Origin of the sequence: Pectobacterium hainanensis, assembly GCF_046237015.1 — a bacterium.
Classification (GTDB): domain Bacteria; phylum Pseudomonadota; class Gammaproteobacteria; order Enterobacterales; family Enterobacteriaceae; genus JBJYIN01.
The window spans coordinates 263999-288618 of sequence record NZ_JBJYIN010000004.1 but is presented as its reverse complement, the minus strand read 5'-3'; the positions used below and the strand labels follow the sequence as shown (position 1 = coordinate 288618).

General features: G+C 45.2%; 23 protein-coding genes. 11 read left to right on the top strand and 12 right to left on the bottom strand.

The features are described from left to right. Window positions 1-71: 71 nt before the first annotated feature. On the bottom strand, window positions 72-710 hold the full coding sequence (gene ompW / locus ACKPVM_RS06270) for an outer membrane protein OmpW (protein WP_409307829.1): 639 nt from the start codon (window positions 708-710) through the stop codon (window positions 72-74). 285 nt (window positions 711-995) lie between these two features. Here ompW and ACKPVM_RS06265 point away from each other — a divergent pair, with 285 nt between their 5' ends. The 4 genes from ACKPVM_RS06265 (at window position 996) to yciA (ending at window position 3568) form a co-directional block, all read left to right on the top strand. Further along, window positions 996-1352 (top strand): YkgJ family cysteine cluster protein, encoded by a 357-nt coding sequence (locus ACKPVM_RS06265; RefSeq protein ID WP_409307827.1) that lies wholly within the window; start codon window positions 996-998, stop codon window positions 1350-1352. A 103-nt stretch (window positions 1353-1455) separates the two neighbouring features. Continuing rightward, the gene (locus ACKPVM_RS06260; protein WP_409307825.1) at window positions 1456-2208 is read left to right on the top strand and encodes a YciC family protein; all 753 of its coding nucleotides are present in this window, start codon (window positions 1456-1458) and stop codon (window positions 2206-2208) included. A 242-nt stretch (window positions 2209-2450) separates the two neighbouring features. After that, on the top strand, window positions 2451-3014 hold the full coding sequence (locus ACKPVM_RS06255; protein ID WP_409307823.1) for a septation protein A: 564 nt from the start codon (window positions 2451-2453) through the stop codon (window positions 3012-3014). Window positions 3015-3136: 122 nt separating this feature from the next. Beyond that, complete coding sequence (gene yciA, locus ACKPVM_RS06250; protein ID WP_409307821.1) at window positions 3137-3568, top strand: acyl-CoA thioester hydrolase YciA; 432 nt, start codon at window positions 3137-3139, stop codon at window positions 3566-3568. A gap of 94 nt (window positions 3569-3662) precedes the next feature. Here yciA and ACKPVM_RS06245 read toward each other — a convergent pair whose 3' ends face one another. Then, window positions 3663-5330, bottom strand: a complete 1668-nt coding sequence (locus ACKPVM_RS06245) for a methyl-accepting chemotaxis protein (RefSeq protein WP_409307855.1) — start codon at window positions 5328-5330, stop codon at window positions 3663-3665. Between the two features lie 770 nt (window positions 5331-6100). Beyond that, a complete protein-coding gene (gene tonB, locus ACKPVM_RS06240) occupies window positions 6101-6847 on the bottom strand; it encodes a TonB system transport protein TonB (protein WP_409307819.1) in 747 nt (248 codons plus the stop codon). 402 nt (window positions 6848-7249) lie between these two features. Here tonB and ACKPVM_RS06235 point away from each other — a divergent pair, with 402 nt between their 5' ends. Both ACKPVM_RS06235 and ACKPVM_RS06230 read left to right on the top strand, forming a co-directional pair. After that, entirely contained in the window at window positions 7250-7546 is a 297-nt protein-coding gene (locus ACKPVM_RS06235; protein WP_409307817.1) for a YciI family protein, read from the top strand. A 152-nt stretch (window positions 7547-7698) separates the two neighbouring features. Beyond that, window positions 7699-9360: a methyl-accepting chemotaxis protein gene (locus ACKPVM_RS06230; protein WP_409307815.1), complete on the top strand. Its 1662-nt coding sequence runs from the start codon at window positions 7699-7701 to the stop codon at window positions 9358-9360. Window positions 9361-9503: 143 nt separating this feature from the next. Here ACKPVM_RS06230 and ACKPVM_RS06225 read toward each other — a convergent pair whose 3' ends face one another. Further along, window positions 9504-9680 carry a YciY family protein gene (locus ACKPVM_RS06225; protein WP_009112876.1) on the bottom strand — a complete coding sequence of 59 codons (177 nt, stop codon included), beginning with the start codon at window positions 9678-9680 and terminating at the stop codon, window positions 9504-9506. A gap of 195 nt (window positions 9681-9875) precedes the next feature. Between ACKPVM_RS06225 and cls the strand changes: the two genes are divergently transcribed. Together cls and ACKPVM_RS06215 are read left to right on the top strand one after the other, a co-directional pair. Next, window positions 9876-11336, top strand: a complete 1461-nt coding sequence (cls, locus tag ACKPVM_RS06220) for a cardiolipin synthase (RefSeq protein WP_409307813.1) — start codon at window positions 9876-9878, stop codon at window positions 11334-11336. Window positions 11337-11386: 50 nt separating this feature from the next. Beyond that, entirely contained in the window at window positions 11387-11716 is a 330-nt protein-coding gene (locus tag ACKPVM_RS06215; protein WP_409307853.1) for an HI1450 family dsDNA-mimic protein, read from the top strand. Window positions 11717-11794: 78 nt separating this feature from the next. Here ACKPVM_RS06215 and oppF read toward each other — a convergent pair whose 3' ends face one another. Genes oppF through oppB form a run of 4 tightly spaced genes read right to left on the bottom strand, consistent with a single transcriptional unit; the run spans window position 11795 to window position 15668 of the window. Beyond that, window positions 11795-12823 (bottom strand): murein tripeptide/oligopeptide ABC transporter ATP binding protein OppF, encoded by a 1029-nt coding sequence (gene oppF, locus ACKPVM_RS06210; RefSeq protein ID WP_409307811.1) that lies wholly within the window; start codon window positions 12821-12823, stop codon window positions 11795-11797. Beyond that, on the bottom strand, window positions 12820-13815 hold the full coding sequence (gene oppD / locus ACKPVM_RS06205) for an oligopeptide ABC transporter ATP-binding protein OppD (protein WP_409307809.1): 996 nt from the start codon (window positions 13813-13815) through the stop codon (window positions 12820-12822). The genes oppF and oppD overlap by 4 nt, the downstream gene beginning before the upstream one ends. An 11-nt stretch (window positions 13816-13826) precedes the next feature. Continuing rightward, entirely contained in the window at window positions 13827-14735 is a 909-nt protein-coding gene (gene oppC, locus ACKPVM_RS06200; protein ID WP_409307807.1) for an oligopeptide ABC transporter permease OppC, read from the bottom strand. Window positions 14736-14747: 12 nt separating this feature from the next. Further along, window positions 14748-15668 carry an oligopeptide ABC transporter permease OppB gene (gene oppB, locus ACKPVM_RS06195; protein ID WP_409307806.1) on the bottom strand — a complete coding sequence of 307 codons (921 nt, stop codon included), beginning with the start codon at window positions 15666-15668 and terminating at the stop codon, window positions 14748-14750. A gap of 625 nt (window positions 15669-16293) precedes the next feature. Here oppB and adhE point away from each other — a divergent pair. Next, entirely contained in the window at window positions 16294-18981 is a 2688-nt protein-coding gene (gene adhE, locus ACKPVM_RS06190) for a bifunctional acetaldehyde-CoA/alcohol dehydrogenase (RefSeq protein ID WP_409307804.1), read from the top strand. A gap of 216 nt (window positions 18982-19197) precedes the next feature. Here adhE and ACKPVM_RS06185 read toward each other — a convergent pair whose 3' ends face one another. Beyond that, window positions 19198-19794 carry a thymidine kinase gene (locus ACKPVM_RS06185; RefSeq protein ID WP_409307802.1) on the bottom strand — a complete coding sequence of 199 codons (597 nt, stop codon included), beginning with the start codon at window positions 19792-19794 and terminating at the stop codon, window positions 19198-19200. Between the two features lie 396 nt (window positions 19795-20190). On the opposite strand from ACKPVM_RS06185, the gene hns reads away from it, so the two are divergent. Next, window positions 20191-20598, top strand: a complete 408-nt coding sequence (gene hns / locus ACKPVM_RS06180; RefSeq protein ID WP_409307800.1) for a histone-like nucleoid-structuring protein H-NS — start codon at window positions 20191-20193, stop codon at window positions 20596-20598. Window positions 20599-20883: 285 nt separating this feature from the next. Here the strand turns inward: hns and galU are convergent, their stop codons facing one another. From galU to rssA, 3 genes are all read right to left on the bottom strand, one after another. After that, window positions 20884-21795, bottom strand: coding sequence for a UTP--glucose-1-phosphate uridylyltransferase GalU (gene galU, locus ACKPVM_RS06175; RefSeq protein WP_409307799.1), 912 nt, complete (start codon window positions 21793-21795; stop codon window positions 20884-20886). 203 nt (window positions 21796-21998) lie between these two features. Then, window positions 21999-23015 (bottom strand): two-component system response regulator RssB, encoded by a 1017-nt coding sequence (gene rssB, locus ACKPVM_RS06170; RefSeq protein WP_409307798.1) that lies wholly within the window; start codon window positions 23013-23015, stop codon window positions 21999-22001. 87 nt (window positions 23016-23102) lie between these two features. Beyond that, window positions 23103-24011, bottom strand: a complete 909-nt coding sequence (gene rssA, locus ACKPVM_RS06165; RefSeq protein WP_409307797.1) for a patatin-like phospholipase RssA — start codon at window positions 24009-24011, stop codon at window positions 23103-23105. Between the two features lie 135 nt (window positions 24012-24146). Here rssA and ACKPVM_RS06160 point away from each other — a divergent pair, with 135 nt between their 5' ends. Further along, complete coding sequence (locus ACKPVM_RS06160; RefSeq protein ID WP_409307795.1) at window positions 24147-24614, top strand: YchJ family protein; 468 nt, start codon at window positions 24147-24149, stop codon at window positions 24612-24614. Window positions 24615-24620: the final 6 nt, after the last annotated feature.

Here is a 24620-nt window from a genome sequence, read left to right as displayed (position 1 = left end):
TTCGGGTGACTGAACGCAGCCAACGCACATGCAACTTGAAGTATGACGGGTATAGTGGCAACAACATCAAATCAGAACCGATACCCTACACCAAACATAAAGACCCACGGATCTAACCGGGTTTTGACCGTATAGGTGTCACCGCCTGCTTTAAATTTCACGTCCGTATCAATATCCATCCACCAAACGGACATATTTAACAGCCAGTTTTCATCCAGGTTATAATCCAGCCCCGCCTGTGTGGCGAGTCCCCAAGAATTTTTCAAACTTAGATCGCTAACGCCTGCGTCCTTACCACGTTGATTGAACTTCTCATCAAAGAACATAGTGTAGTTCAGGCCGACACCGAGATAAGGCCGAAGTTTATCTTCTTTTTCACCAAAGTAATATTGAGCCATCAGAGACGGTGGCAAATGTTTCACTTCAGCAATCGTTCCACCAAGGCTCGTCAGCCCCACCTTATGGTTAAACGGTGTCGCTGCCAATAATTCGACACCAACGTTATCCGTTACCATATAACTGAAAGTTAGACCAAGCTGAGTATTATTATCAACCTTAAACGAGCCCAAACTTCCCATGACATTATCAGAACCTTCTACGGGACGAACCGTCGCCGATCCCCCACGGATAATGACATCACCAGCTTGGTGTGCCTGTGCAAACGTTGATATCAGTGACGCTGACAGTAGTAATAAAGTCGCTTTTTTCATTACCCACTCCATTTGTATGGTTTACATTTCGAGCGCAATATACCTCTATAGAGGTATTCTTGTTTTAAGCCAGATCACATCCTTTAAAGGATTTCCTCAAAAAAAGAATGGCATCAAATTAATCTAACTCTTTCAATTTCAATAAATTGATCCATATCAAAAACGAGTAAAAATACATAAAATGCGCTGTCAGTAAATTCCCCTCCCCATCCTACTCATTAGGCGGTAGATTTTTATCTTTCCTAACGCGATGCAATCGCTGATCAAAGTCGGTGGTGAAATCAAATGAGCGATAACGCCTGTATGCACTGTGGTGCCTGCTGCGCTTATTTCAGGGTATCTTTTTATTGGGCAGAAGCTGATGATGGTGAAGGCTCAGTCCCTTCGCTATTAACTGAACCCCTTTCTCCTTTTTTACGGTGCATGGCCGGAACAAATAATAAAAAATCACGTTGTGCCGCATTGAAAGGGGAAATAGGCGAATCCGTTAGTTGTTCTATTTACGCCAACCGCCCTTCACCTTGTCGCGAATTCATGCCATCGCTGGAAGAAGATCAGATAAATGATGCTTGTAACCGCGCCCGAGCACATTATGGATTACCACCATTAGCAACAACGCTGACTCTCCAAACAGGAAAATAGTCATTAATGGACACATCACAAAGCTGACAGGGTGCCACAGCCCTGCGGAACAGGTTACAATCAGCAGTTGAGTCTAATTGATTATTTATCCCAAGGAGTTTTCATGCCTATCACGGCTAACACTTTATACCGTGACACAATGAACTTTACGCGTAACCAGTTCCTCAGCATCTTACTGATGGCGCTGCTGACAGCGTTCATTACGGTCATCATGAATCATGCTATGTCCCCTAGTCGTGAAGCGTTACAGATATTGCAGAGCACAAGTAGCGATCTGTCGTCTTCTGTAGAACTGGGCATGGCAGAGTTAATTCAGCAGATGACACATGAGCAAAAAATAGTATTGCTGAAAGCATTGTCGGCAGATACCTTCTCCGCACTGGCTGGCAACACCTTGCTAACGGGCGGTATTCTGATGTTAATTCAGATGGTATCGGCTGGAAATCGGACTAGCGCATTGCGGGCAATCGGGGCTTCAGCGCCGTTTTTACCTCGTTTGTTCTTACTCGTTCTTCTTTGCACCTTATTGATTCAGTTGGGCATGCTGTTTCTAGTCATCCCGGGGATATTATTGGCCATCGCGCTTAGTTTATCCCCGATAATAGCCGTCACAGAAAAATGCGGTGTTTTCAGTGCGATAAAAGCCAGTTCAACACTGGCCTACAATAACTTCAAAACCACCGCGCCTGCGGTCATTCTTTGGATTTTAGCGAAGATTGCCATCTTATTGTTGGTAACAAAATTACCCATGTTTTCACCTACTGTCTCTGCCGTGATCTTAAATGGCATGAGTAATTTGGTTTCAGCGATCTTAATGATCTATTTATTCCGCCTGTATATGTTGCTGCGGTCTTGATACCACCGTGCGCCACTCACGCTCTGTGGCGCACTTTATCCTTTCGCCCTATGGGCTGAACATCCAATCGTAATTTTCTGCAAATTATTACCCTATTCAGAGGACCGTGCTTCACAATAAGGTTATGCACGTTGTGTGAAAACTAACGTATCTGCAACTCGCCGTATGACGGGTATAATGTCTCAGTTATCGGATAGCCATCAGACTATCCTCCATAAATCGTTGAATGACGGATTGATATAATGAAGCAACTTCTTGATTTTCTGCCTCTGGTCGTTTTTTTTGTTGTTTACAAACTGTACGACATCTACATCGCTTCAGGGGCATTGATTGCGGCAACGGCGCTTGCACTGATTGTGACTTGGTTTGTCTACCGTAAAATAGAAAAGATGACATTAGTCACTTTTGTGATGGTTGCCATTTTCGGGACACTCACATTGGTATTCCACAACGATCAGTTCATTAAATGGAAAGTCACCATTATTTATGGTTTATTTGCCATTGCCTTGTTAGTCAGCCAGTTCATCATGAAGAAAACGCTGATCCAGAGAATGCTGGGGAAAGAGTTAACATTGCCGGAAGCCGTGTGGGGAAAACTGAATGTTTCATGGGCGTTGTTCTTCCTGGTATGTGGGCTAGTCAACATTTACATTGCGTTTTGGATGCCACAAAACGTATGGGTTAATTTTAAAGTTTTTGGTTTGACCGGATTTACCCTGTTATTCACGTTACTTTGTGGCATCTATATTTATCGCCACTTGCCTGGTGACGAGAAAAACTCAGAAGAGAAAGAAAGCAAACATTGATGGCCGCTGTCCTCTGATGGTAGAAAAATAAACGCATCACCATCAGGAACGATGACCGAGAATGGTATCGACTGACAACACCATTGTAACTTTATAATTCAACAAAATTAATTGATACGATAATGAGCAAACAAGATAGGTTACCTCAGGGCGAACTAGTGCTTCGTACATTAGCGATGCCGGCCGATACGAATGCGAATGGCGATATTTTTGGTGGATGGTTGATGTCACAAATGGACATCGGTGGTGCTATTTTGGCGAAAGAGATGGCCGAAGGCCGTGTCGTTACTGTCCGAGTCGATGGGATGTCATTTTTAAAACCCGTGGCGGTAGGTGATGTTGTTTGTTGCTACGCCCGATGCCTGCGCACCGGACGTAGCTCAATCAATATTAATGTAGAAGTCTGGGTGAAGAAGGTCTCATCAGAACCGATCGGCCAACGTTATCGCGCAACAGAAGCGTTATTCACCTATGTCGCCGTTGATGAAGAGGGCCGCCCACGCGAACTTCCCACCGGCAGAAGTCATTTTACGCAAGATAAAGCCCTGGCATAAAAGCCGCTTCAATAGCGTTAGTTATCTTCGTTACCAGGCCCATTTATGGGCCTTTTTTTATTGTGGTCTTTCTGCTACCGACCACCTGATTTTTTTAGAACGTTTCCCAGTTTTTGCTATTTCTTACTTGACTCGAAGAGCCCGTTGACAACGCGAGAACGGGTGACTTTAGCTTAGGTTTGCCGTGTTTTTCCACTGGAGACAATGCGTGGGAATTTCGAGTCACAGGCAACCGAAAAACGGATACAGCTTCAGTCAGCAGACGGGCCTGCTCTTCAAGTGAGGCCGCCGCCGCGGCAGATTCCTGTACTAACGCGGCATTTTGCTGTGTCACACCATCCATTTCAGAAACAGCCTGACCGACCTGACTAATCCCCCGGCTCTGCTCATCTGACGCAGACGATATTTCACCCATGAGATCGGTCACTCGAGCAACAGCAGTCACAATGCCATCCATGTTTTCCCCTGCTCGGGCGACCAACGATGCACCGACGCCGACACGCTCAACAGATTCTGCAATCAACGTTTCAATCTCTTTTGCTGCTTGTGCACTACGTTGTGCTAAATTCCTCACCTCCCCGGCAACAACGGCAAACCCTCGCCCTTGCTCGCCAGCACGAGCGGCTTCAACGGCCGCGTTTAATGCCAGGATATTAGTCTGAAACGCGATGCCGTTGATGACACTAGTAATATCAGCAATTTTCTTTGAACTGTGTGTAATGCTGTCCATGGTATGGACAACTTCACCAATAATCTCGCCGCCTTTTTGAGCCGTTACCGATGCACCTTGGGACAGCGTATCCGCCTGATGAACATTTTCAGTATTCTGTTTTACCGTCGCACCGAGTTGTTCCATACTCGCCGCAGTTTCTTCTAATGCTGCTGCCTGCTGTTCCGTTCGCGAAGAGAGATCACTATTGCCGACACTGATTTCACTCGCGCCTTGATAAATTGATGCGGCGCTATCACGAATAGCAGAAACCGTACGAATCAGGCTTTCCTGCATTTCGCGCAGATAAGGAATCAACTGGCCAACGTTATTACGACCGAAATCGGCAATCGTTTCGCTCAAATTGCCTGCGGCCAACGTTTGAAATTGAGATTTAATGGTTTCCAACGGACGAAGAATATAAATCGACAGATAACGATCGGTCAGCACCAAAATAGCCAATCCCAGTATCAATGCCGATATCAGCATAACCTGGCTATTTCTGACTAATGTATCAACCAGACCCAGCGTGTCCCGCTGCATCACTGCCTCTTCATATTTATCTGAAGCGGCTCCCAACGCGAGTGCTAATTGATTATAACGTCCTCTGAGTTGCAGTTTGTAATCGTCAAACCGTTTTTCTTTTACCATAACCAGTAAGGAGTCAAGCGATTGATCGATTAATGTTTCCCATGCAATGGCAACGTCTTTTTCTATCGGTAAATCAGCGCGCTTTTTAAACTCATTCAACGCTTTTTTGGACTCAGAAATCGCGTCGCTGGCTCGCTGTAATGCCTTTTCTCCTTCCTCAATATCATTGATTTCGAAAAGATCAATGGCCCGGCTCATCCGAATAACAGCACGAAGTTGCTGATCGTTACCATCACTAATAAAATCGAAGGTTTGCTTTTGGTCCTCACTGGATTCCAACAGATGAGTAACCTGGTTCAATGACGAGAGTGTGAGTGCGGATACTCCACTCCATAGCACTAAAAATGCCCCCAATATCGCGAGTAATACGGCTCTTATCGCCGTGTTTTTTAAAAAGCGCATCATGCTATTCCTTGTTAATGATTCCTATAATGTAAGAGCGACTGTGACCCGGTGTTTCATTCCCAGAAATGCGCCACAGCCGCCCTTTTTATGTTGTTATTGTTGTTATCAAGATTTCCACTGGTGTTGAACGCAATAACCCTCTTAACCTGAAAAAATGTACTGTCAGAAACAGGTCATTTAATTTGGCTAATCAGGATTATTATCGGTTGATTATATTGAATACTTTATTTTTGATCGTCAATGTCGATCGAAAATAAATTTACAATAGAATTTAGCTATCAATAATCAGTTATTGATCGCTGATTACTTTTTAATATCTGAAATAAAATTAATATATATTTCAAACAGATAAAACAATTTTAATATTTAGCAAGCTACTAATTAGTTGAGAATGTTTATTGGCGACAGAATGATTTCCTCATGCAGAGGATTCGTTGCAAACAAAGACGTTAAACGACGAGATATCTATTTATCTGTCTAATCAATTTAAAAAGTAGAAGAAAGGTGAATCCCCGATAGAAGTTATCAGTTAGGCGTGATATCAGTTTGATAAATTAATAGATTATGGATTAAGTCCACATAAATCTTGAGGCGGAAGGGATTAAAAAATTATAAAAAAAATTTATATTTTAGCCTGCAACCTATCATCATGGCCGCGGTATCGTAGCTCATGATGGTAGGTCATCATTTTTTGATCGGAAAGATTCAGTAACCCAATTAATGCTGTTTGTTTAAGGATCATCCCTGAGATAAACAGGCAAGCAACGTTATTCTACCGCTGCTCCACCATCGATTTTAAAGACAACCGTAACTACTAAATCCTTCCCAGGCTTATTAGCTTCATAGCGCCACTTTCGCATCGCCTGTTTGATATCGCGTTCGAACATATTGCGAGGCTCAGCAGAAAGCACACGGACATTATCCACCCGCCCTGCGCTATCAACATCAAATTGCATTCTAACCCGACCTTCCACCCGCAATGCAAATGCACGAGCTGGGTATTGCGGCTGAGCACGGTTCAACGGTCTGGGCCCTGTCGATTGAGTACTTGCTGACGGTGCTGGTGCCTGCTGCACTGGCGCATTGTTAACGCTACGCGTTGGAGTCTCGCTGGTAAACGGAGACGGTGGTTGCTTTTCAACCGATGGCTCGCGCTTGACGGGTTTCGGCTGTTCAACCTTTTTCACCGGCTTCGGTTTAGGTTTTGGCTTAGGTTTGGGTTCTGGTAACGGCACGGCTACAGGTTCAGGCAACGGCTCCGGTATTGGCTCTGGCTCTGGTTCCGGCTGTTTTACAGGCTCAGGTTCAACAGGGGCAGGCATTGCAGCAGGAGCAGCCTCAAATGCGGCAGGATTAACCATCACCACACTGATTGGTTTCGATTCTTGTGGCAGTTCGATCGCGTTATTGAATGACGCGTACAGTAAACCAGCGATCAGCGAGCCGTGAACACCCACAGAAAGAACAAATGGCCATGAATAACGGCGGGTAAAATGAAACGTTGTATGCGGCATAGTATGTCTTTATCCTCTTTGCCGCCCAAGTTTAAATGCAAATAGCAATCATATTCAATAACAACCCGAGTAATTGTTAAAAAAAACAAATATAGGTTGGGTTGACACCGTTTTACTACATCAATAATGCGAGATTTTTCCTTACGTCTCGGTGCCATATGATAACTTACATACCCAAAATAATTCGAGTTGCATGAAGGCGGCAAGTGAGGGACAAATTCGTCGGGAACGAATTTGACCAGCCTTTGGCTGGCCTCTGGTGAGAGACAGGATGTCTCTCATTTAATCCCGATGAGCTTACTTGAGTAAGTGATTCGGGTGAGTGAGCGTAGCCAACGCACAGGCAACTTGAAGTATGACGGGTATATACCTGTTTTACTTTCTCTGTATATGAGGTTTCTTATGCTTTATGTTATCTATGCCGAAGACCATGCCGGATCGCTGGAAAAACGTTTGGCGGCACGCCCTGAACACCTTTCTCGTCTGACACAATTGCAAGATCAAGGTCGGTTACTGACCGCTGGCCCGACACCCGCAGTCGACAGCGAAAACCCCGGAGAGGCCGGTTTTACCGGTTCAGTTGTCATCGCAGAATTTAATTCGCTAGATGAGGCGAAATTATGGGCTGAAGCGGATCCTTACCTTGTTGCTGGTGTTTATCGGCATGTTCAGGTTAAACCTTTCAAGAAAGTTTTTTAATCTATAAATTGACCGTGGTCATTGTATTTTTATCAATAATTACCACGGTTTCACTTATTTCATCCATTGTGTTAACTCAGGAAAAACTGAAATATTTTAGTCATTTAACAATGCTAGTTTGAAGTCTGTCTATAAGTAGAGAACCAGACTATATGTTAACGTCCACGACCTCGCACACGAGCATTTTGACGAAAAAACGCCACCGCCGGTTGGGCATTCTTTCCGGCTTGTTATTCGTCATCGGGCTGTTTTCTGTACTACAAGTGGTTTCCGTCGGTATCATTTCCCAAACCATGTCACAGGTAAAATCAGACATTTCAGCCAATGAAGACCTGCGCCAACAGCAGGCACTGATGGATAAAGCCAGGATGGCAATCATGAACGCCAGTGACAAACTGAATCGAGCGGGTATTTATCTGCTTGTTGATAAAGAAACCGGTTCTGAAGGTAGTTGGCACAGCTTAATGGACGAAGCAGAAGCATCATTAACACAAGCTCAGATGAATTATCAATTATTAGACAAATCCTCAACAGACCTGACGGGTGAGCAAACACTCAGTGATTTAAAGAAAAGCTATCATCAGCTATACAACGGATTGATCGAGCTAGCTCAAGGCATAAAATCCACAAACAGTATCGATATTTTCTTTATTATTCCTATTCAGGCTTATCAAAACGACTTCACCCAAAAATACTCACACTATTTGCAAAGCAATGATGCATTGCAACAGCAGCACGGACAGCAATTTCTGTCCTCTCTCGATCGCGCCCAGTTGATATTTATGTTGGTATTAGGCGTATTACTCGCCGTATCCATTGCAGTTTGGCTTGGCGTCAGTCGTATTATCATTCGTCCTCTGACAAAAATTATCCAGCATTTACAACGTATTGCTGCCGGAGATCTCTCTCAAACGCTTCAATTGGAAAAAATGGGAACGCGAGAAATTAATCAGTTACATAGCAATGTCATCCAAATGCAAAACGGACTGATTGATTTAGTCAACCGCGTCAGACAGAGCGTAGACAATATGATGAGTCAGGTTGATCATGTGGCCCGCGATAACCAGACGCTTTCAGAACAAGCTATTAAACAGTCGAATGAATTGAAAGCGACCACCGAACATATTGTTCAATTAAGCCACCACCTTGAACAAAACGCCGAACACACCCAGCAAGCCAGCCAACATGCCGCTGATGCCAGCAATATCGCGGTGTATGGTGAAACGATGATGGACGAAGTCAAAGCGGCGATGTCGGACATTACCGGCAGAACCAAGGAAATGACAGAAGCCATCGGAATGATTGAAAGCGTCGCCTTTCAGACACACATCCTATCGTTGAATGCCGCGATTGAAGCTGCCAGAGCGGGTGAAATGGGTCGAGGATTTTCTGTTGTAGCCCGGGAAGTCGGCACATTAGCATCACAAAGTAGTCACTCGGCACAAAACATTAATGCCCTTATTCGAGATTCAGACCACAGTGTTGAAACCGGTACCCTGTTGGTGAAAAAACTTAATGACAGTCTGCAAGAAATCATTCATGCAGCAAAAGGCACCAGCACATTTCTCAGTGAGATATCAGAAATATCGCACCAACAAAATCAGAGTATTTATGAAGTAACCAGTCGGATCAGCACACTGAATGACAGTGTCCGACAAAATGCCGATCAGGTTGAAGCCTCTGCGATGACCTTTTCATCGTTGCTGGAACAGACCGAACAACTCAATATGAGCGTTTCCCTCTTTCAGCTTCCGTCTGATGAAGAGTCACTTGCTAAAATGTCAAATGACACATTGATATCCGCATTATCCTGACGCTCAAAGAATCAACTCACCTTCCCCGGAACAAAAACCTCACCATAAGACGTTTTGTTCCGGGAAGATTTCGACAAGATAATATCGTTATAAAACATACCTGCCGTGATATCAGACCCTATTAATCTTGGGTCTTCAAGCCATCACCATTCATACGCGACTGCATACAGCAAAGCACGCCGCTGGTGCTTTTGTTGCAAATAACGTGCGTAGTGAATATGGCGATAAGTACGAGACTGAGCCTCCAACCAGCGACTTCTCCGACGCTGGACCTGACGTAACATCCGCCAACGGCTCACTTCATTCCGACTGCGTTTCATGGGTAACACTCTTTTATCGACAACTTACGTCGACCATTATAGATCCTTCATATCGCGATCCAAGCGATGTTTAAATTTGTCTGAACAGAAAAACCATCAACAACGCTAATTTATTCAGACCAAAGGCATTTCCCCTTTCATAAAACTATGCGTACACTTTATTGATACTTTACAAAAGGGATCGGCTTCGCCTCTATGTCAACATTTTATACCGTAATAAGTTGGTTACTTGTTTTCAGTTACTGGCTACTGATCGCCGGTGTGACACTGCGTATTCTGATGAAACGCCGAACCGTACCGTCAGCGATGGCCTGGTTACTGATTATTTATATCCTGCCACTTGTCGGTATTATTGCTTATCTCTCCTTCGGCGAATTGCATTTAGGTAAACGACGGGCCGAGCGGGCCAGTAAAATGTGGCCTTCTACAGCAAAATGGCTACGTGAACTCAAAGAGTATCGGCGAATCTTCGCTACCGAAAACAGTGAGGTCGCTAGCGCCCTATTTCAGTTGTGCGAACGACGCCAGGGAATAGCCGGCGTGAAAGGCAATCAATTGCAGCTGATCACGACCTTTGACGATACCATTAAAGCGCTTTTACGCGATATTAACCTCGCGCAAAACAATATTGAGATGGTGTTCTATATCTGGCAACCCGGTGGATTAGTGGAGCCCGTGACCAATGCTCTGATTGCGGCGGCACAGCGCGGCGTTCACTGCCGAATTTTGCTCGATTCTGCGGGTAGTGTGCATTTTTTCCGCAATCGACATCCTGAGCTGATGCGGACCGCCGGAATCGAAGTGGTCGAGGCGTTAAAGGTTAATTTATTCCGCGCCTTCTTACGGCGGATGGATTTACGCCAGCATCGTAAAATTATTCTGATTGATAATCGTATTGCCTATACCGGCAGTATGAATATGGTCGATCCCCGCTTGTTCAAACAAGACGCTGGCGTCGGACAATGGATTGATTTGATGGCGCGTATTGAAGGTCCTGTCGCTACCACGTTAGGGATCATCTATTGCTATGACTGGGAAATGGAGACGGGAAGACGCCTGCTTCCGCCTCCTCCAGACGTTAACATGATGCCGTTTGAGCAGGAAAGTGGGCATACCATTCAAGTAATCGCTTCTGGACCGGGATATCCAGAGGACATGATCCATCAGGCTTTATTGACCTCGGTCTACTCCGCTCGTCATCAATTGATTATGACTACGCCTTACTTTGTCCCCAGTGACGATCTGTTACATGCCATCTGTACCGCCGCGCTGCGTGGCGTGGATGTGAGTATTATCGTGCCATACAAAAATGATTCGGTACTGGTAGGCTGGGCCTGTCGAGCATTTTTCACTGAATTGCTGGCGGCTGGGGTGAAAATCTACCAGTTCAAAGACGGATTACTACACACGAAAAGCGTGTTGGTTGATGGGCAATTGAGTTTGGTCGGTACCGTAAACCTTGACATGCGTAGCCTGTGGCTAAACTTCGAGATCACACTGGTGATTGATGATGCGGGGTTCGGCAGTGATTTAGCCTGTGTACAGGAAGACTACATCGCACGTTCCACATTATTAAACGCAGCACAATGGCAAAAACGGCCTTACTGGCAGCGAATTGTCGAGCGGGTATTTTACTTTTTCAGCCCCCTGCTATAAATACGACTTTTAGCGTGTTTTAATAGTGCTATTGCGTATTAACAGGAATCATTTTTATGGACTTAACTAATCGCTTGACCGAAGACGAAGCGCTGGAACAGGCTTACGATATTTTTTTGGAACTGGCCGCCGATAACCTTGATCCAGCCGATATATTATTATTTAACTTACAATTCGAAGAACGTGGTGGCGCAGAACTGTTCGATCCTGCGGAAGATTGGGCTGAACATGTTGATTTTGATTTAAATCCTGACTTTTTCGCTGAAGTAGTTATTGGGCTTGCCGAGAAAGAAGACGATGAAATTACCGATATTTTTGCCCGCGTGCTTATTTGTCGCGAAAAAGACCATAAACTGTGCCATATTTTGTGGAAAGAATAGCTTTCCTACTCAAATCTGTCGATTAGGCGCTATCGGTTCATGATCGCGTCATGACATCCTTCATGGAAAGCAGAATATTTAATCCTCCGTATCATCAATCACTAACGCCTCTGGATCGACCTGTAGGCACGATACGGCATGAGAAAAACTGCCCTCCAGAACCGGGGTAGTCTTTGCGCATGCGGATTCAGCAAGTGGGCAGCGGGTACGGAAAACACACCCTGATGGCGGATTAAGCGGCGAAGGTAACTCCCCTTCCAGCAATTGTCTCGGTTTCCCTTTTTCCTTATCAGGATCCGGGATGGGCACCGCCGACATCAGGGCTCGTGTATAAGGGTGCAGGGGATGATGATAAATCTGTTCATCCGTCCCCAATTCCACCGCATGCCCCAAATACATCACCAATATTCTGTCGGAAATGTGCTTTACCACCGATAAATCGTGCGCAATAAAAATAATCGATAGCCGCAACTCGCACTGCAACTGTCTCAGCAGATTGACCACCTGCGCTTGAATAGATACATCCAGTGCTGAAACCGGCTCATCGCAGATGATCAGTTTAGGCTCAAGAATCAGCGCTCTAGCGATCCCAATTCGTTGACATTGTCCGCCAGAAAATTCATGAGGATAGCGGTTAATCAGATTTGGTAATAATCCTACTTTCAGCATCATGCTTTTAACGCGATCGTTTATTTCTTCACGACTGAGTGTAAGGCGGTAGGATTTTAGTGGTTCAGCAATAATGTCACCAATCGTCATCCGTGGATTGAGAGAGGCCAGCGGATCTTGAAAAATCATCTGGATATCGCTACGCGCTTTGCGCCATCCCTTCCCACTCATCCCCAATAAGTCCCGTCCCAACCAAATTGCCTGCCCGTGAGTCGCCTTGACCAACCCGATAATGGCCCGAGCTAACGTGGATTTTCCACAACCGGACTCCCCCACAACGCCTAACGTTTCACCTTCATACAGACGAAATGTGACACCATCCACGGCCTTTAATGTTTGCGTTGGTTGCCAGAACCCTCGTTTTTCATTCCTCACATTGAAATGCACTTTCAGGTCGACCACTTCCAGCAATACATTTTTTTGCACGGGACGACTCATAGCATCTCCTCAACCGTTCTGAAGCATGCTCGTAAACGTTCCCTATTAAAAAGCTGTAACGCGGGTATATTGTGGCATACGTCCATGACATAAGGGCAACGAGGTTGAAACGGACAACCTTTAGGCAAATGCTGTAAGTTAGGCGGATTACCGGGAATTGTTGCCAGCGTGTCCTCCGCACTGTCTAAGCGGGGAACAGCATTCAATAAACCAATCGAATAAGGGTGACTGGGATGATAAAAAATCTCCTGCGCGGACCCATATTCCATGGTCCGTCCGGCATACATGACTAGCACCTTGTCACAAATACCGGCAACGACCCCAAGATCGTGAGTAATCATGATAATCGCAGTATTGAACTCATGCTTCAGCTCATTAAGCAACGCCATGATCTGGGCCTGAACCGTCACATCCAATGCTGTCGTGGGTTCGTCAGCAATCAACAACGTTGGTCGACACAGCAACGCCATGGCAATGATGACTCGCTGGCGCATTCCGCCAGAGAACTCATGTGGGTACATTTTCATGCGCTGACGCGCTTCCGGTATTTTTACAGCATCCAGCATTCTGACTGATGCGTCAAAGGCTTCGCTTTTACCGAGTTTTTTGTGCAACATCAGGACTTCCATCAATTGCTCCCCCACCCTCATATAGGGGTTCAACGATGTCATTGGGTCCTGAAAAATCATGGCGATCTCTTTCGCTCGCAGCATATTCAACCGATGTTCCGGGAGGTTTAATATCTCCTGTCCACGAAAAAGAACAGAACCGCTGGCATGACCATTTGAAGCTAACAACCCCATCAGTGCGAACGCCGCCTGCGATTTACCCGACCCCGATTCCCCGACGATACCCAGCGTTTCTCCGGCATTCAGTGTGAATGTCAGGTTATTTACTGCGGGAACGTCGCCTTCACGAGTATGAAACGTTACGCGTAAATCTTGGACACGGAGGATCGCCCCGCTATCACGAATGGCATGCATCCTATTCATAAGAGAACTCCTCAGCGATCTTTCGGATCAAGGGCATCGCGTAATCCATCTCCGATAAAATTGAAACAAAACAGCGTAACAACCAGAAACACGGCAGGATAAAACAACAGCCAGGGAGCCACCTCCATTGAGTTAGCGCCATCATTAAGCAATGCGCCCCAACTACTTAAGGGTTCCTGAACGCCTAACCCCAGAAAACTCAGAAAGGACTCAAACAGGATCATATTCGGTACCAGCAATGATGCATAGACCACCACAATACCGAGCACGTTCGGAACGATGTGACGTAACACAATGCCGTAGGGCGAAACACCTGAGACGATAGCAGCTTCAATAAATTCTTTACGTTTTAAACTTAATGTCTGACCGCGCACAATCCGCGCCATATCAAGCCAAGAAACCATGCCAATCGCGATAAACATCAACAGCATGTTTTGCCCAAAAAAAGTCACCAGTAAGATGACGAAAAACATAAACGGAAATGAATTCAGAATTTCCAACAACCGCATCATCACCGTATCAATTCGTCCACCCAAATAACCGGACAATGCGCCATATAATGTGCCGACAACCACCGCAACACATGCCGCAGCCACACCAACCATCAACGAAATACGCCCGCCAATCGCCACTCGTACCAGTAAATCGCGTCCAGACGCGTCCGTACCGAAATAGTGCCCGGATGTCCTATCTGGGGCGAAAGACATCATGTCAAAATCAGCATCCGCATAGCTAAACGTAGAGACTATGGGCGCGACGATGATAAATAACGTGATAACCCCCAGGATAATTATGCTGCCCAAAGCCGCTCTGTTATTGATAAATCGTCGCCACGCATCTTGCCAAAGACTGCGTCCTTCTATATCTACCAGCTCGCGGAAATTATCCAATGCCTCGATATCTTTTCGATTCCAAAACATAATCTCTCCGGATTAATAGCGAATTTTTGGATCGATAACCGCATATAACACGTCAATTATCGCGTTAAGTAAAATCGTCAATCCACCGACCAAAATCGTTAAACTGAGCACCAGTGAATAATCACGATTCAGTGCTCCATTCACAAATAGTTGACCGATGCCCGGTAGACCAAAAATGGTTTCAATAACCATTGAACCGGTGATAATGCCGACAAAAGCAGGCCCCATATAAGAAAGTACCGGTAGCAGAGCTGGTTTTAACGCATGGCGAAGAATAATACGACGCATAGGCAATCCTTTGGCTCTGGCGGTACGTATAAAATTGGAATGAAGAATTTCGATCATCGAACCACGGGTAATCCGTGCGATGCTTGCAATATAAGACAGCGATAGCGCCACCATCGGCAAAATCATGTATCGGGCTTCTCCGCCATTCCAACCGCCGCCGGGCAACCAGCGCAATGTAATCGCAAAAACCAGAACCAGTAAAGGCGCGGCAACAAAACTGGGGATAACTACGCCAGTCATAGCAATCCCCATCACCGTGTAATCCCATTTACTATTCTGTTTCAACGCAGCCGCCACACCTGCGGTTATCCCTAATATCAACGCCAATAAAAAGGCGGAGAACCCTAATTTAGCTGATACAGGAAAGGAAGCCGCAACCAAATCATTGACGGAATAATCCTTATATTTAAACGAAGGCCCAAAATCCCCCTGAGCTAATTGCCATAGATAATGGCCATATTGCTTGATAATGGGGTCATTAAGGCGATACGTAGCCTCAATATTGGCCATAACTTCCGGCGGAAGATTGCGCTCACCAGTGAAAGGGCTACCTGGGGCCAGACGCATCATAAAAAACGAAAGTGTAATGAGAATAAAGAGTGTCGGTATAGCTTCCAAACAGCGACGAAAGATAAATTTTAACATTGCCGCTCTCCTTGCCCTGTAGCAGGGCTTGACGTTGACGTAAAAATATCCCTGCAAATTTTCAGCCTTGATTCTACCAAAACACCATTAAATCGCATTTTCTGGTTATGGGCTTTATCGCATAAGGTCGCTGCATAACGCTTCCTTAATTTGATATTTTATACTTACTTATTGGTTAAATTTAAAATAAAAACTCATCATAATATTATTACCTGGTTTTATATTTTAATTACTAAAGATGAACCTGAAACAAACGATGATAATGGTTATCAAAAATCAGCTTGCTGAATGGTGTCAGCTTACAAAAAGGTAGATGACGATCACAAAAAATGCACCTATAAATAGGTATGCTCTTCTTAAGTCAGGTAAACCAGTGAATCATATTTGTTTTTCGCCATTTTTCAAAACAATGTTTTAAAAATATGCCTTAGTGGCGATTACAGTATTTTCAAAATCAGATATAAAACCACAAAAAACCTGAGCTCTTTGAGTCAATCAATGTGACATAAACGGATAGCGCAACTCCTAGATTTTGTTGAAAAAACGCGTTATTGGCATGTTTATCTATACTTTTATGCTTAGCAGGCGATTGACTGAAAGAGTTTAACATTATCAGGAGAACACCATGGCCGTAACCAATATTGCTGAACTTAACGCACTCGTGGAAAGAGTAAAGAAAGCACAGCAGGAGTTTGCCCATTATACGCAGGAACAAGTTGATAAGATTTTTCGTGCTGCTGCACTAGCTGCCTCCGATGCCCGTATTCCACTAGCAAAGATGGCCGTTGCCGAATCCGGCATGGGGATCGTAGAAGACAAAGTGATTAAAAACCATTTCGCTTCTGAATATATTTATAACGCCTACCAGGATGAAAAAACCTGCGGCGTACTCTCAACAGATGATACCTTTGGCACGATTACCATCGCTGAACCCATTGGTCTAATCTGCGGGATCGTACCGACAACCAACCCAACGTCCACCGCCATCTTTAAGGCACTTATCAGCCTGAAGACCCGTAACGGAATTATCTTTTCTCCACACCCTCGCGCTAAAAATGCGACCAATAAGGCCGCTGATATCGTCCTGCAAGCAGCGATTGCCGCTGGGGCACCTAAAGATATTATCGGTTGGATTGACCAGCCTTCCGTTGAGTTATCCAACCAATTGATGCACCACCCTGATATCAATCTGATCTTGGCAACGGGCGGTCCCGGCATGGTCAAAGCCGCTTACAGTTCGGGTAAACCCGCCATCGGTGTAGGTGCAGGGAATACGCCAGTTGTCATTGATGAAACGGCGGATATTAAACGTGCGGTCGCTTCTATCCTGATGTCAAAAACATTCGATAACGGTGTGATCTGTGCGTCAGAACAGTCCGTTATTGTGGTTGATAGCGTCTATGACGCGGTACGCGAGCGTTTTGCTTCACATGGCGGTTACATGCTGAAAGGCAAAGAACTGCACGCTGTTCAAGCCATTCTGTTGAAAAACGGCGCATTGAATGCAGAAATTGTTGGTCAGCCAGCGCCAAAAATTGCAGAAATGGCTGGAATTACCGTACCAGCTAATACAAAAGTATTGATTGGTGAAGTGACCGTCATTGATGATTCAGAACCCTTTGCTCACGAAAAGCTGTCGCCAACGCTGGCAATGTATCGCGCCACCGATTTCAACGATGCCGTGATCAAAGCAGAAAAACTGGTTGCAATGGGCGGGATTGGCCATACCTCTTGCCTGTACACCGATCAGGATAACCAGCTAGATCGCGTTAATCATTTCGGCGATATGATGAAAACGGCGCGTATCCTGATCAATACACCGGCATCTCAAGGTGGTATCGGCGATTTATACAACTTCAAGCTTGCCCCTTCCCTGACGCTGGGGTGCGGTTCCTGGGGCGGAAACTCCATCTCAGAGAACGTCGGTCCGAAGCACTTGATTAACAAGAAAACGGTAGCCAAGCGAGCTGAAAATATGTTGTGGCATAAACTTCCCAAATCCATTTATTTCCGTCGCGGTTCTTTGCCTATCGCACTTGAAGAAGTGGCATCCGATGGTGCTAAACGCGCATTTATCGTGACCGACCGCTTCCTGTTCAACAATGGCTATGTTGATCAGGTGACTACCGTGCTGAAACAACACGGTCTGGAAACCGAAGTTTTCTTTGAAGTTGAAGCCGATCCAACGCTAAGTATCGTGCGCAAAGGCGCAGAACAAATGAACTCCTTCAAGCCAGATGTGATCATCGCACTTGGTGGGGGATCACCGATGGACGCAGCAAAAATCATGTGGGTTATGTATGAACACCCTACCACCCACTTTGAAGAACTGGCGTTACGCTTTATGGATATCCGTAAACGTATCTACAAATTCCCGAAAATGGGTGTGAAAGCGAAAATGATCGCCATCACAACCACATCGGGTACGGGTTCCGAAGTCACGCCGTTCGCTGTCGTGACGGATGATGCCACCGGCCAGAAATATCCGTTGGCTGATTATGCGTTAACGCCGGATATGGCCATTGTGGACGCCAATCTGGTGATGAATATGCCGAAATCGCTGTGCGCATTCGGTGGTTTGGATGCGGTTACACACGCACTGGAAGCCTACGTTTCGGTACTGGCAAATGAATATTCTGACGGTCAGGCGCTGCAAGCACTGAAATTGCTGAAAGAAAATCTGCCAGACAGCTACCGTGATGGCGCAAAGAATCCCGTCGCACGTGAGCGCGTTCATAATGCGGCCACCATTGCCGGTATCGCTTTTGCCAACGCCTTCCTGGGTGTTTGTCACTCAATGGCACACAAGTTAGGATCTGAATTCCACATTCCGCATGGTTTGGCTAATGCGATGTTAATCTCTAACGTGATCCGCTATAACGCAAACGACAACCCGACGAAACAAGCGACGTTCAGTCAGTACGATCGCCCACAGGCTCGTCGTCGTTATGCCGAAATCGCCGATCACCTTCGTCTTACCGCACCAGGCGATCGTACCGCGCAGAAAATCGAGAAATTGCTGAACTGGCTGGAAGAGATAAAAACCGAATTAGGTATTCCAACGTCAATTCGGGAAGCGGGTGTGCAGGAAGCAGACTTCCTGGCAAAAGTGGATAAATTGTCTGAAGACGCTTTCGACGATCAGTGCACTGGCGCAAACCCTCGCTACCCATTAATTTCAGAACTGAAACAGATTCTGACGGATACATACTACGGACGTAAATTTTGCGAAGATGTCGTAAAAAATGAAGCTGAAACCGTTACTCCCGTAACGGCTAAGGCGACAAAACAATCAAAGAAAGCAGCGAATTAATCTGCCATCGTAGATTTATTCAAATACCATTCTGATTTGTTTTATTATCATTGCCCTGCTTCTGCAGGGCAATTTTTCTACTCACTCAGGCACATAAGCCGCTCAAGAGCTCCTGATAAGTCCTATATACTATCTATCCACTTTCTCTGCCATACATCAAGCCAGGATGCACGAAAGCGCCTCATGCCCGCCGACTAATCATGACCTATCGTCACGTCATTCGATTGCCATTCGGCTTAGCCCCAAAGCCATTCTATGGTGTTTTCTACAGACGGAAACATAGCTTTCATTACCACCAATAACCACCTGTTCCCCTTCATGCAGTGGGTTACCCTGAGAATCTAACCGCAATACACGATTCGCTTTACGCCCACAGTGACAGACTGTTTTAAGCTCTATTAGTTTATCCGCCCAGGCTAATAAATAGTGGCTTCCCGAAAACAACTCTCCACGAAAATCCGTGCGTAAACCATAACATAATACGGGAATATCTAATTGGTCGACGACATCAGCAAGTTCACCAACCTGTTCTCGAGTTAAAAATTGACATTCATCAATTAATACACAGTGAATAGGCTGCTTTCGATGTTCTTTTGTTAGCAAGCTAAATAAAGAAGTTTGCGGATTAAACAATAGCGCAGGAGAAGAAAGACCAATGCGGGAACTGACTACACCAACTCCGTTCCGGTTATCTATTTCAGCCGTTAACACCAGCGTCCGCATGCCGCGTTCTTGATAGTTATATGAGGATTGCAATAACGCGGTTGATTTCCCTGCATTCATTGCTGAATAATAAAAATAAAGCTGAGCCATACTCAGGTGCTCCAAAAGATAGGCTATATCGTGTCTTATAAGATTAAGTTTTATTGTAACAATCTGCCGTTAGGCTATGCAACGCGCTATTACACTCTCATTTTAGCCAGTTCAGCGCTATTGATAGCTGACGAAAGATAAAGATATAAAAATTCCTTATAACGATGGTCAAAAATCCAATAACCTATATGTACACTTTTGCTACTGAAAAATGATGCATCAAATGTAATGCTCACCGCCGTTGGCATATTTTATATTCATGTCACATCATGTGTGATATCTGTTTTAAAATTGGTAATTTTTAACAAACTTACAAATTTGACTATTGCAGAAAAGAAAATAGCACTCTATTATCACTCTACACGACCCCAATAATATAATTTTGAGATTATCACAATGAGCGAAGCACTAAAGATTCTAAACAACATCCGTACTCTGCGTGCCCAGGCGAGAGAATGTACACTGGATACTTTGGAAGAAATGCTGGAAAAACTGGAAGTCGTCGTTAATGAACGTCGCGAAGAAGAAAGCCAGGTTCAAGCAGAAGTAGAAGAACGTGCACGTAAATTACAGCAATATCGCGATATGTTAATCGCTGACGGCATTGACCCGAACGAATTATTGCAATCTCTCGGCTCTGTAAAAGTCGCAGGTAAAAGCAAACGCGCCGCTCGCCCTGCAAAATATCAATATACCGATGAGAATGGCGAAGTTAAAACCTGGACAGGCCAAGGTCGTACACCGGCAGTGATCAAAAAAGCGGTTGAAGAGCAAGGCAAATCTTTAGACGATTTCCTGCTTTAATCTACTCTGTATAATTCAAGTTTAAGGATAAACATTAACTCTTTAGAGAAAGCTATTTAAACGCTGCTGATAACCCTAAAGAGTGAGGTCCACGAATGGGCCGGATAGTCAATCAGCACACAAACGATGATTTGAAATGCGACGAGTATAGCGCTTTTTAAATAGAACGTATCGATACCCTCAATACCTATTGAGGGTATTTTTTTGTCATAAAAACGAGGAGGATAAGTCAAGAAATGGGCTCCCTATCTTTGATGATAAAACAGAGAGCACGTTTACCAGATATTAGTTTTCTTCAGCGTCAATCGCTTCCTGTAGCCATTGGGTAAATTCAGCTCCCAAGCTATCATGACGCACGCCATACTCAACAAATGCCTGCATATAGCCCAGTTTATTACCACAATCGTGGCTCACCCCTTTCAGGTGATAGGCTTCGACAGTTTCTTTTTCCATTAACATAGCAATAGCATCAGTTAATTGAATTTCATTGCCTGCACCGGGAGGCGTTTTTTCCAATAGAGACCAAATATCAGCGGAGAGCACATAACGCCCGACGACGGCCAAATTAGAAGGCGCTTCAGACGCTTTCGGCTTCTCCACGACCCCGACCATTGGCACACTGTCACCTGGTTTTAATTCCACACCTTTGCAATCGACAACGCCGTAACTGCTAACGTTTTCAACCGGCTCAACCATAATTTGACTGTGTCCTGTTTCAGAGAATCGCTGCAACATTTCACTCAGGTTATCTTTCTTCAGATCGGATGCGTATTCATCAATAATCACATCAGGCAAAATAACGGCAACAGGTTCATCACCCACTAACGGATGCGCACACAATACCGCATGGCCTAATCCTTTTGCCAACCCTTGACGAACCTGCATAATAGTAACGTGTTTAGGACAAATAGATTGAACTTCTTCGAGCAACTGACGCTTAACGCGTTTTTCCAGCATGGCTTCTAATTCAAAACTGGTATCAAAATGGTTTTCAATAGAATTTTTAGAAGAATGAGTAACCAAAATGATTTCATTGATTCCGGCCGCAATACATTCATTCACCACATATTGAATGAGCGGTTTATCCACCAATGGCAACATTTCCTTAGGAATCGCCTTCGTCGCTGGTAACATACGCGTTCCTAGCCCTGCAACCGGGATTACCGCTTTTTTTACTTTTTTATTAACAATCGACATAAACAACCTCTTATATATCGTTCAAATAATGAACTTTATTTGTCCGGTCTAAAAACTGGATGAGTATAACCAGTTTAACGCAATGGTGCCTGCCCAACATTAGGGCTCAATAAAAATAAGATTGCTTCCCGTAGTGTAAAAAATAAAAAATAATAACGGAAGGCAAACAGAAGCCAGAAAGCACAGTCTATCTACCTATAGGATTATTCTGTAGACAGCATGAGGCGTAAACGTCCCCCCCCCCCCCATATTTGGCATTGCCAGGCACCACAGTTATGATTCAGTTGATTAAGATAAGCCATATCCAGCGTACCTAATGGCACCCCGCTATTCAGAGAAATCTGGCTACCTTCGACATTTAACGTAGCATTCAAACCAGCGGATATGAGAATCAGACGTTTTAATTCTCTGTGGTAATATCCGACCAGCAATGGAAACCGTCCCTCTAAGCTTGCTTGCCGCAACAACTGATTGACCTGTTTTAATAATGTCGGCAAATACGGCAAACGATGTTGCTGATTAGCCAAATGATCCTGAAGCAACCCGTTAAACAATGTTCGAAGTAATAACGCAGCTAATGTGCCGTTATTATTTACTGCCTGAGTGACATCCAGGCAGTAAAAAGCCAATTCTTCATGAGAAAGCGCGGCAATATCCAAAACCAGACCAGGCTGTTCGGCAATCGTCAACTGCCGATAATTAATACGACAGCGTGCGAGCGTCTGCTGTACGGGCGGTTGTAATTGAGCTAGCAATTTTGCAACAACATCCGGCGATTGATTTAGAGAATCCATATCCTGCATTAACTGCTCAAGCTCGTTTGCCGGGGAGGTGAACATGTCAGGATACAAACAGGACATCACTACCTCACGTAAACGGGCATAATCGCTAATCGGTTTGAGCAATACATCCTGAACGCCCAAACGTAACACCTTTGCGACATCTGCCATCTGACTCGTTGCTGATATAACCAATATTGGAGTCGTACTGTCTTTCATACGTAAATGTTCGAGGAACTCAATCCCCCCCATCATTGGCATCTCCAAATCGCAGATGATCAAATCAGGCTGGTGATGCGCTAAGAGATCCAATGCTTCCAGCCCATGGGCTGCTTCCAACATACTGGCTCCAAGCGTAGTCAGATAACCGGAAAGTACGGAGCGGAAAACGGCTTCATCCTCAATGATCAAAACATGTTTACCCGCCAATGGCTGTTCCATCCGTTACCTCTTGCTTAAAACGCTTCATATTTAAATTTATTTATCGCTATCACCGAAACTATCAATCGGCATGGCATCCACCGCGATTCAGTGAGACGGGTTAACCAGAGGTAACAATTCATCTCGTTTTTTTTCTACCTCCAGACGCCCCGCTTTTATCGCTTCCTGTGCTCGATGAAAATCCAGAGTGGCGATTTGCGGGCAGTATGGTTGCAAAAGCACATCTGGCGGATCACCCGCCATACGCGTCATTTTTAGTCTGTTTTCCAGGATCTGGATCGATGTACTCATGATTTCCATTGCAGTGGGAGAAACATCCGTACGTTTTCGCCGCCCCTTTAACAATCGCTCACGAATTTTACTTCGCCAATTGTTTGATTCGGCGTCAATACTCGCCGCTTCCGCCAATCGCTTTTCTGATAGAAAATCTTGCTGATTTAGGCCGGCATCCTGCTGCAAACCAACCGCAATAACGACATCCGCGCCCATCGCTCGAGCCAGAGAAACAGGGATAGGGTTAACAACCGCGCCATCGACCAGCCAGTAACCATTGAATCGAACGGGGGATAATAAGCCCGGCATACTGCAAGATGCACGGATTGATTGGTGTAAATCACCTTCCGTTAGCCAGAGTTCACGCCCAGAGCTCAGATTGGTGGCCACCGCACCAAATTTGATGGCGCATTCTTCTATTTTCTGCGTGCGTAGCAAGAGCTTTACATTGTTAAACACGCGCTCACCACGTAATAGCCCCCCACGTTGCCAGGAGAGATCCATCTGCCGAATCACATCCCAATAGCTAAAACCCGACACCCAGCGTTCCATTGCTGGCAAACGATTTGTCGCGTACGCCGCACCAACCAATGCCCCGATAGAACAACCCGCAACGACATCAACCTTAATGCCCAATTCAACCAGAGCATTGATTACGCCAATATGAGCCCATCCTTTAGCCGCACCAGAGCCGAGTGCCAAGCCTACTTTTACCTGTCGCATAACTGAACTCCATGTCTTTTCATTTTAGTCCACATTGCTACTTCCTGAGCATATTGGTTAACATATCGGTATCCTGAGCCGGGATCTGTATATTATTTATCACGTTTTTTAATTAAAATTTATTCAGGAGACGTTGTGTCCGAATCTTGCCCTTGTTGCAGCGGTTTGCAGTATAGCGCATGCTGTCAACCCTATCTTGACAATACCTGTGTTGCTGCCGATCCTCAGACGTTAATGCGTTCACGCTATACCGCCTACGTCAGACACGACGTAGACTATCTCATCGCAACATGGCACCCCGACAAGCAGCCAGAGACATCGCGTCATGCTATCGCAGAAAGTTGTCGGGATACTCACTGGCTTGGGCTCAATATCTTATCTGCCGGATCGAGTAAGATGAAGGATGAAGGGTATGTCGAGTTCGCGGCTCGCTATGCATCTGCGGTCAATCCGCAAGAGACGGGATTAATGCGCGAGCGCTCGCGCTTCCTTCGTTATCACGATCGCTGGTACTATATAGACGGTATTCATCTGCAGACAGGCAGAAATGAACCGTGCCCATGCGGTTCCAATAGAAAATACAAAAAGTGCTGCGGGCAATAAGCCACA

Excerpts from the sequence above, each read along its gene's own strand:
- hns (WP_409307800.1), top strand. The coding sequence starts at position 20,191 with ATGAGCGAAGCACTAAAGATTCTAAACAACATCCGTACTCTGCGTGCC.
- rssB (WP_409307798.1), bottom strand. The coding sequence starts at position 23,015 with ATGGAACAGCCATTGGCGGGTAAACATGTTTTGATCATTGAGGATGAA.
- oppC (WP_409307807.1), bottom strand. The coding sequence starts at position 14,735 with ATGTTTTGGAATCGAAAAGATATCGAGGCATTGGATAATTTCCGCGAG.
- ACKPVM_RS06235 (WP_409307817.1), top strand. The coding sequence starts at position 7,250 with ATGCTTTATGTTATCTATGCCGAAGACCATGCCGGATCGCTGGAAAAA.
- ACKPVM_RS06245 (WP_409307855.1), bottom strand. The coding sequence starts at position 5,330 with ATGCGCTTTTTAAAAAACACGGCGATAAGAGCCGTATTACTCGCGATA.
- oppF (WP_409307811.1), bottom strand. The coding sequence starts at position 12,823 with ATGAGTCGTCCCGTGCAAAAAAATGTATTGCTGGAAGTGGTCGACCTG.
- rssA (WP_409307797.1), bottom strand. The coding sequence starts at position 24,011 with ATGCGACAGGTAAAAGTAGGCTTGGCACTCGGCTCTGGTGCGGCTAAA.
- ACKPVM_RS06265 (WP_409307827.1), top strand. The coding sequence starts at position 996 with ATGAGCGATAACGCCTGTATGCACTGTGGTGCCTGCTGCGCTTATTTC.
- yciA (WP_409307821.1), top strand. The coding sequence starts at position 3,137 with ATGAGCAAACAAGATAGGTTACCTCAGGGCGAACTAGTGCTTCGTACA.
- ompW (WP_409307829.1), bottom strand. The coding sequence starts at position 710 with ATGAAAAAAGCGACTTTATTACTACTGTCAGCGTCACTGATATCAACG.
- ACKPVM_RS06225 (WP_009112876.1), bottom strand. The coding sequence starts at position 9,680 with ATGAAACGCAGTCGGAATGAAGTGAGCCGTTGGCGGATGTTACGTCAG.
- ACKPVM_RS06255 (WP_409307823.1), top strand. The coding sequence starts at position 2,451 with ATGAAGCAACTTCTTGATTTTCTGCCTCTGGTCGTTTTTTTTGTTGTT.
- ACKPVM_RS06260 (WP_409307825.1), top strand. The coding sequence starts at position 1,456 with ATGCCTATCACGGCTAACACTTTATACCGTGACACAATGAACTTTACG.
- ACKPVM_RS06185 (WP_409307802.1), bottom strand. The coding sequence starts at position 19,794 with ATGGCTCAGCTTTATTTTTATTATTCAGCAATGAATGCAGGGAAATCA.
- cls (WP_409307813.1), top strand. The coding sequence starts at position 9,876 with ATGTCAACATTTTATACCGTAATAAGTTGGTTACTTGTTTTCAGTTAC.
- adhE (WP_409307804.1), top strand. The coding sequence starts at position 16,294 with ATGGCCGTAACCAATATTGCTGAACTTAACGCACTCGTGGAAAGAGTA.
- oppD (WP_409307809.1), bottom strand. The coding sequence starts at position 13,815 with ATGAATAGGATGCATGCCATTCGTGATAGCGGGGCGATCCTCCGTGTC.
- galU (WP_409307799.1), bottom strand. The coding sequence starts at position 21,795 with ATGTCGATTGTTAATAAAAAAGTAAAAAAAGCGGTAATCCCGGTTGCA.
- ACKPVM_RS06230 (WP_409307815.1), top strand. The coding sequence starts at position 7,699 with ATGTTAACGTCCACGACCTCGCACACGAGCATTTTGACGAAAAAACGC.
- tonB (WP_409307819.1), bottom strand. The coding sequence starts at position 6,847 with ATGCCGCATACAACGTTTCATTTTACCCGCCGTTATTCATGGCCATTT.
- oppB (WP_409307806.1), bottom strand. The coding sequence starts at position 15,668 with ATGTTAAAATTTATCTTTCGTCGCTGTTTGGAAGCTATACCGACACTC.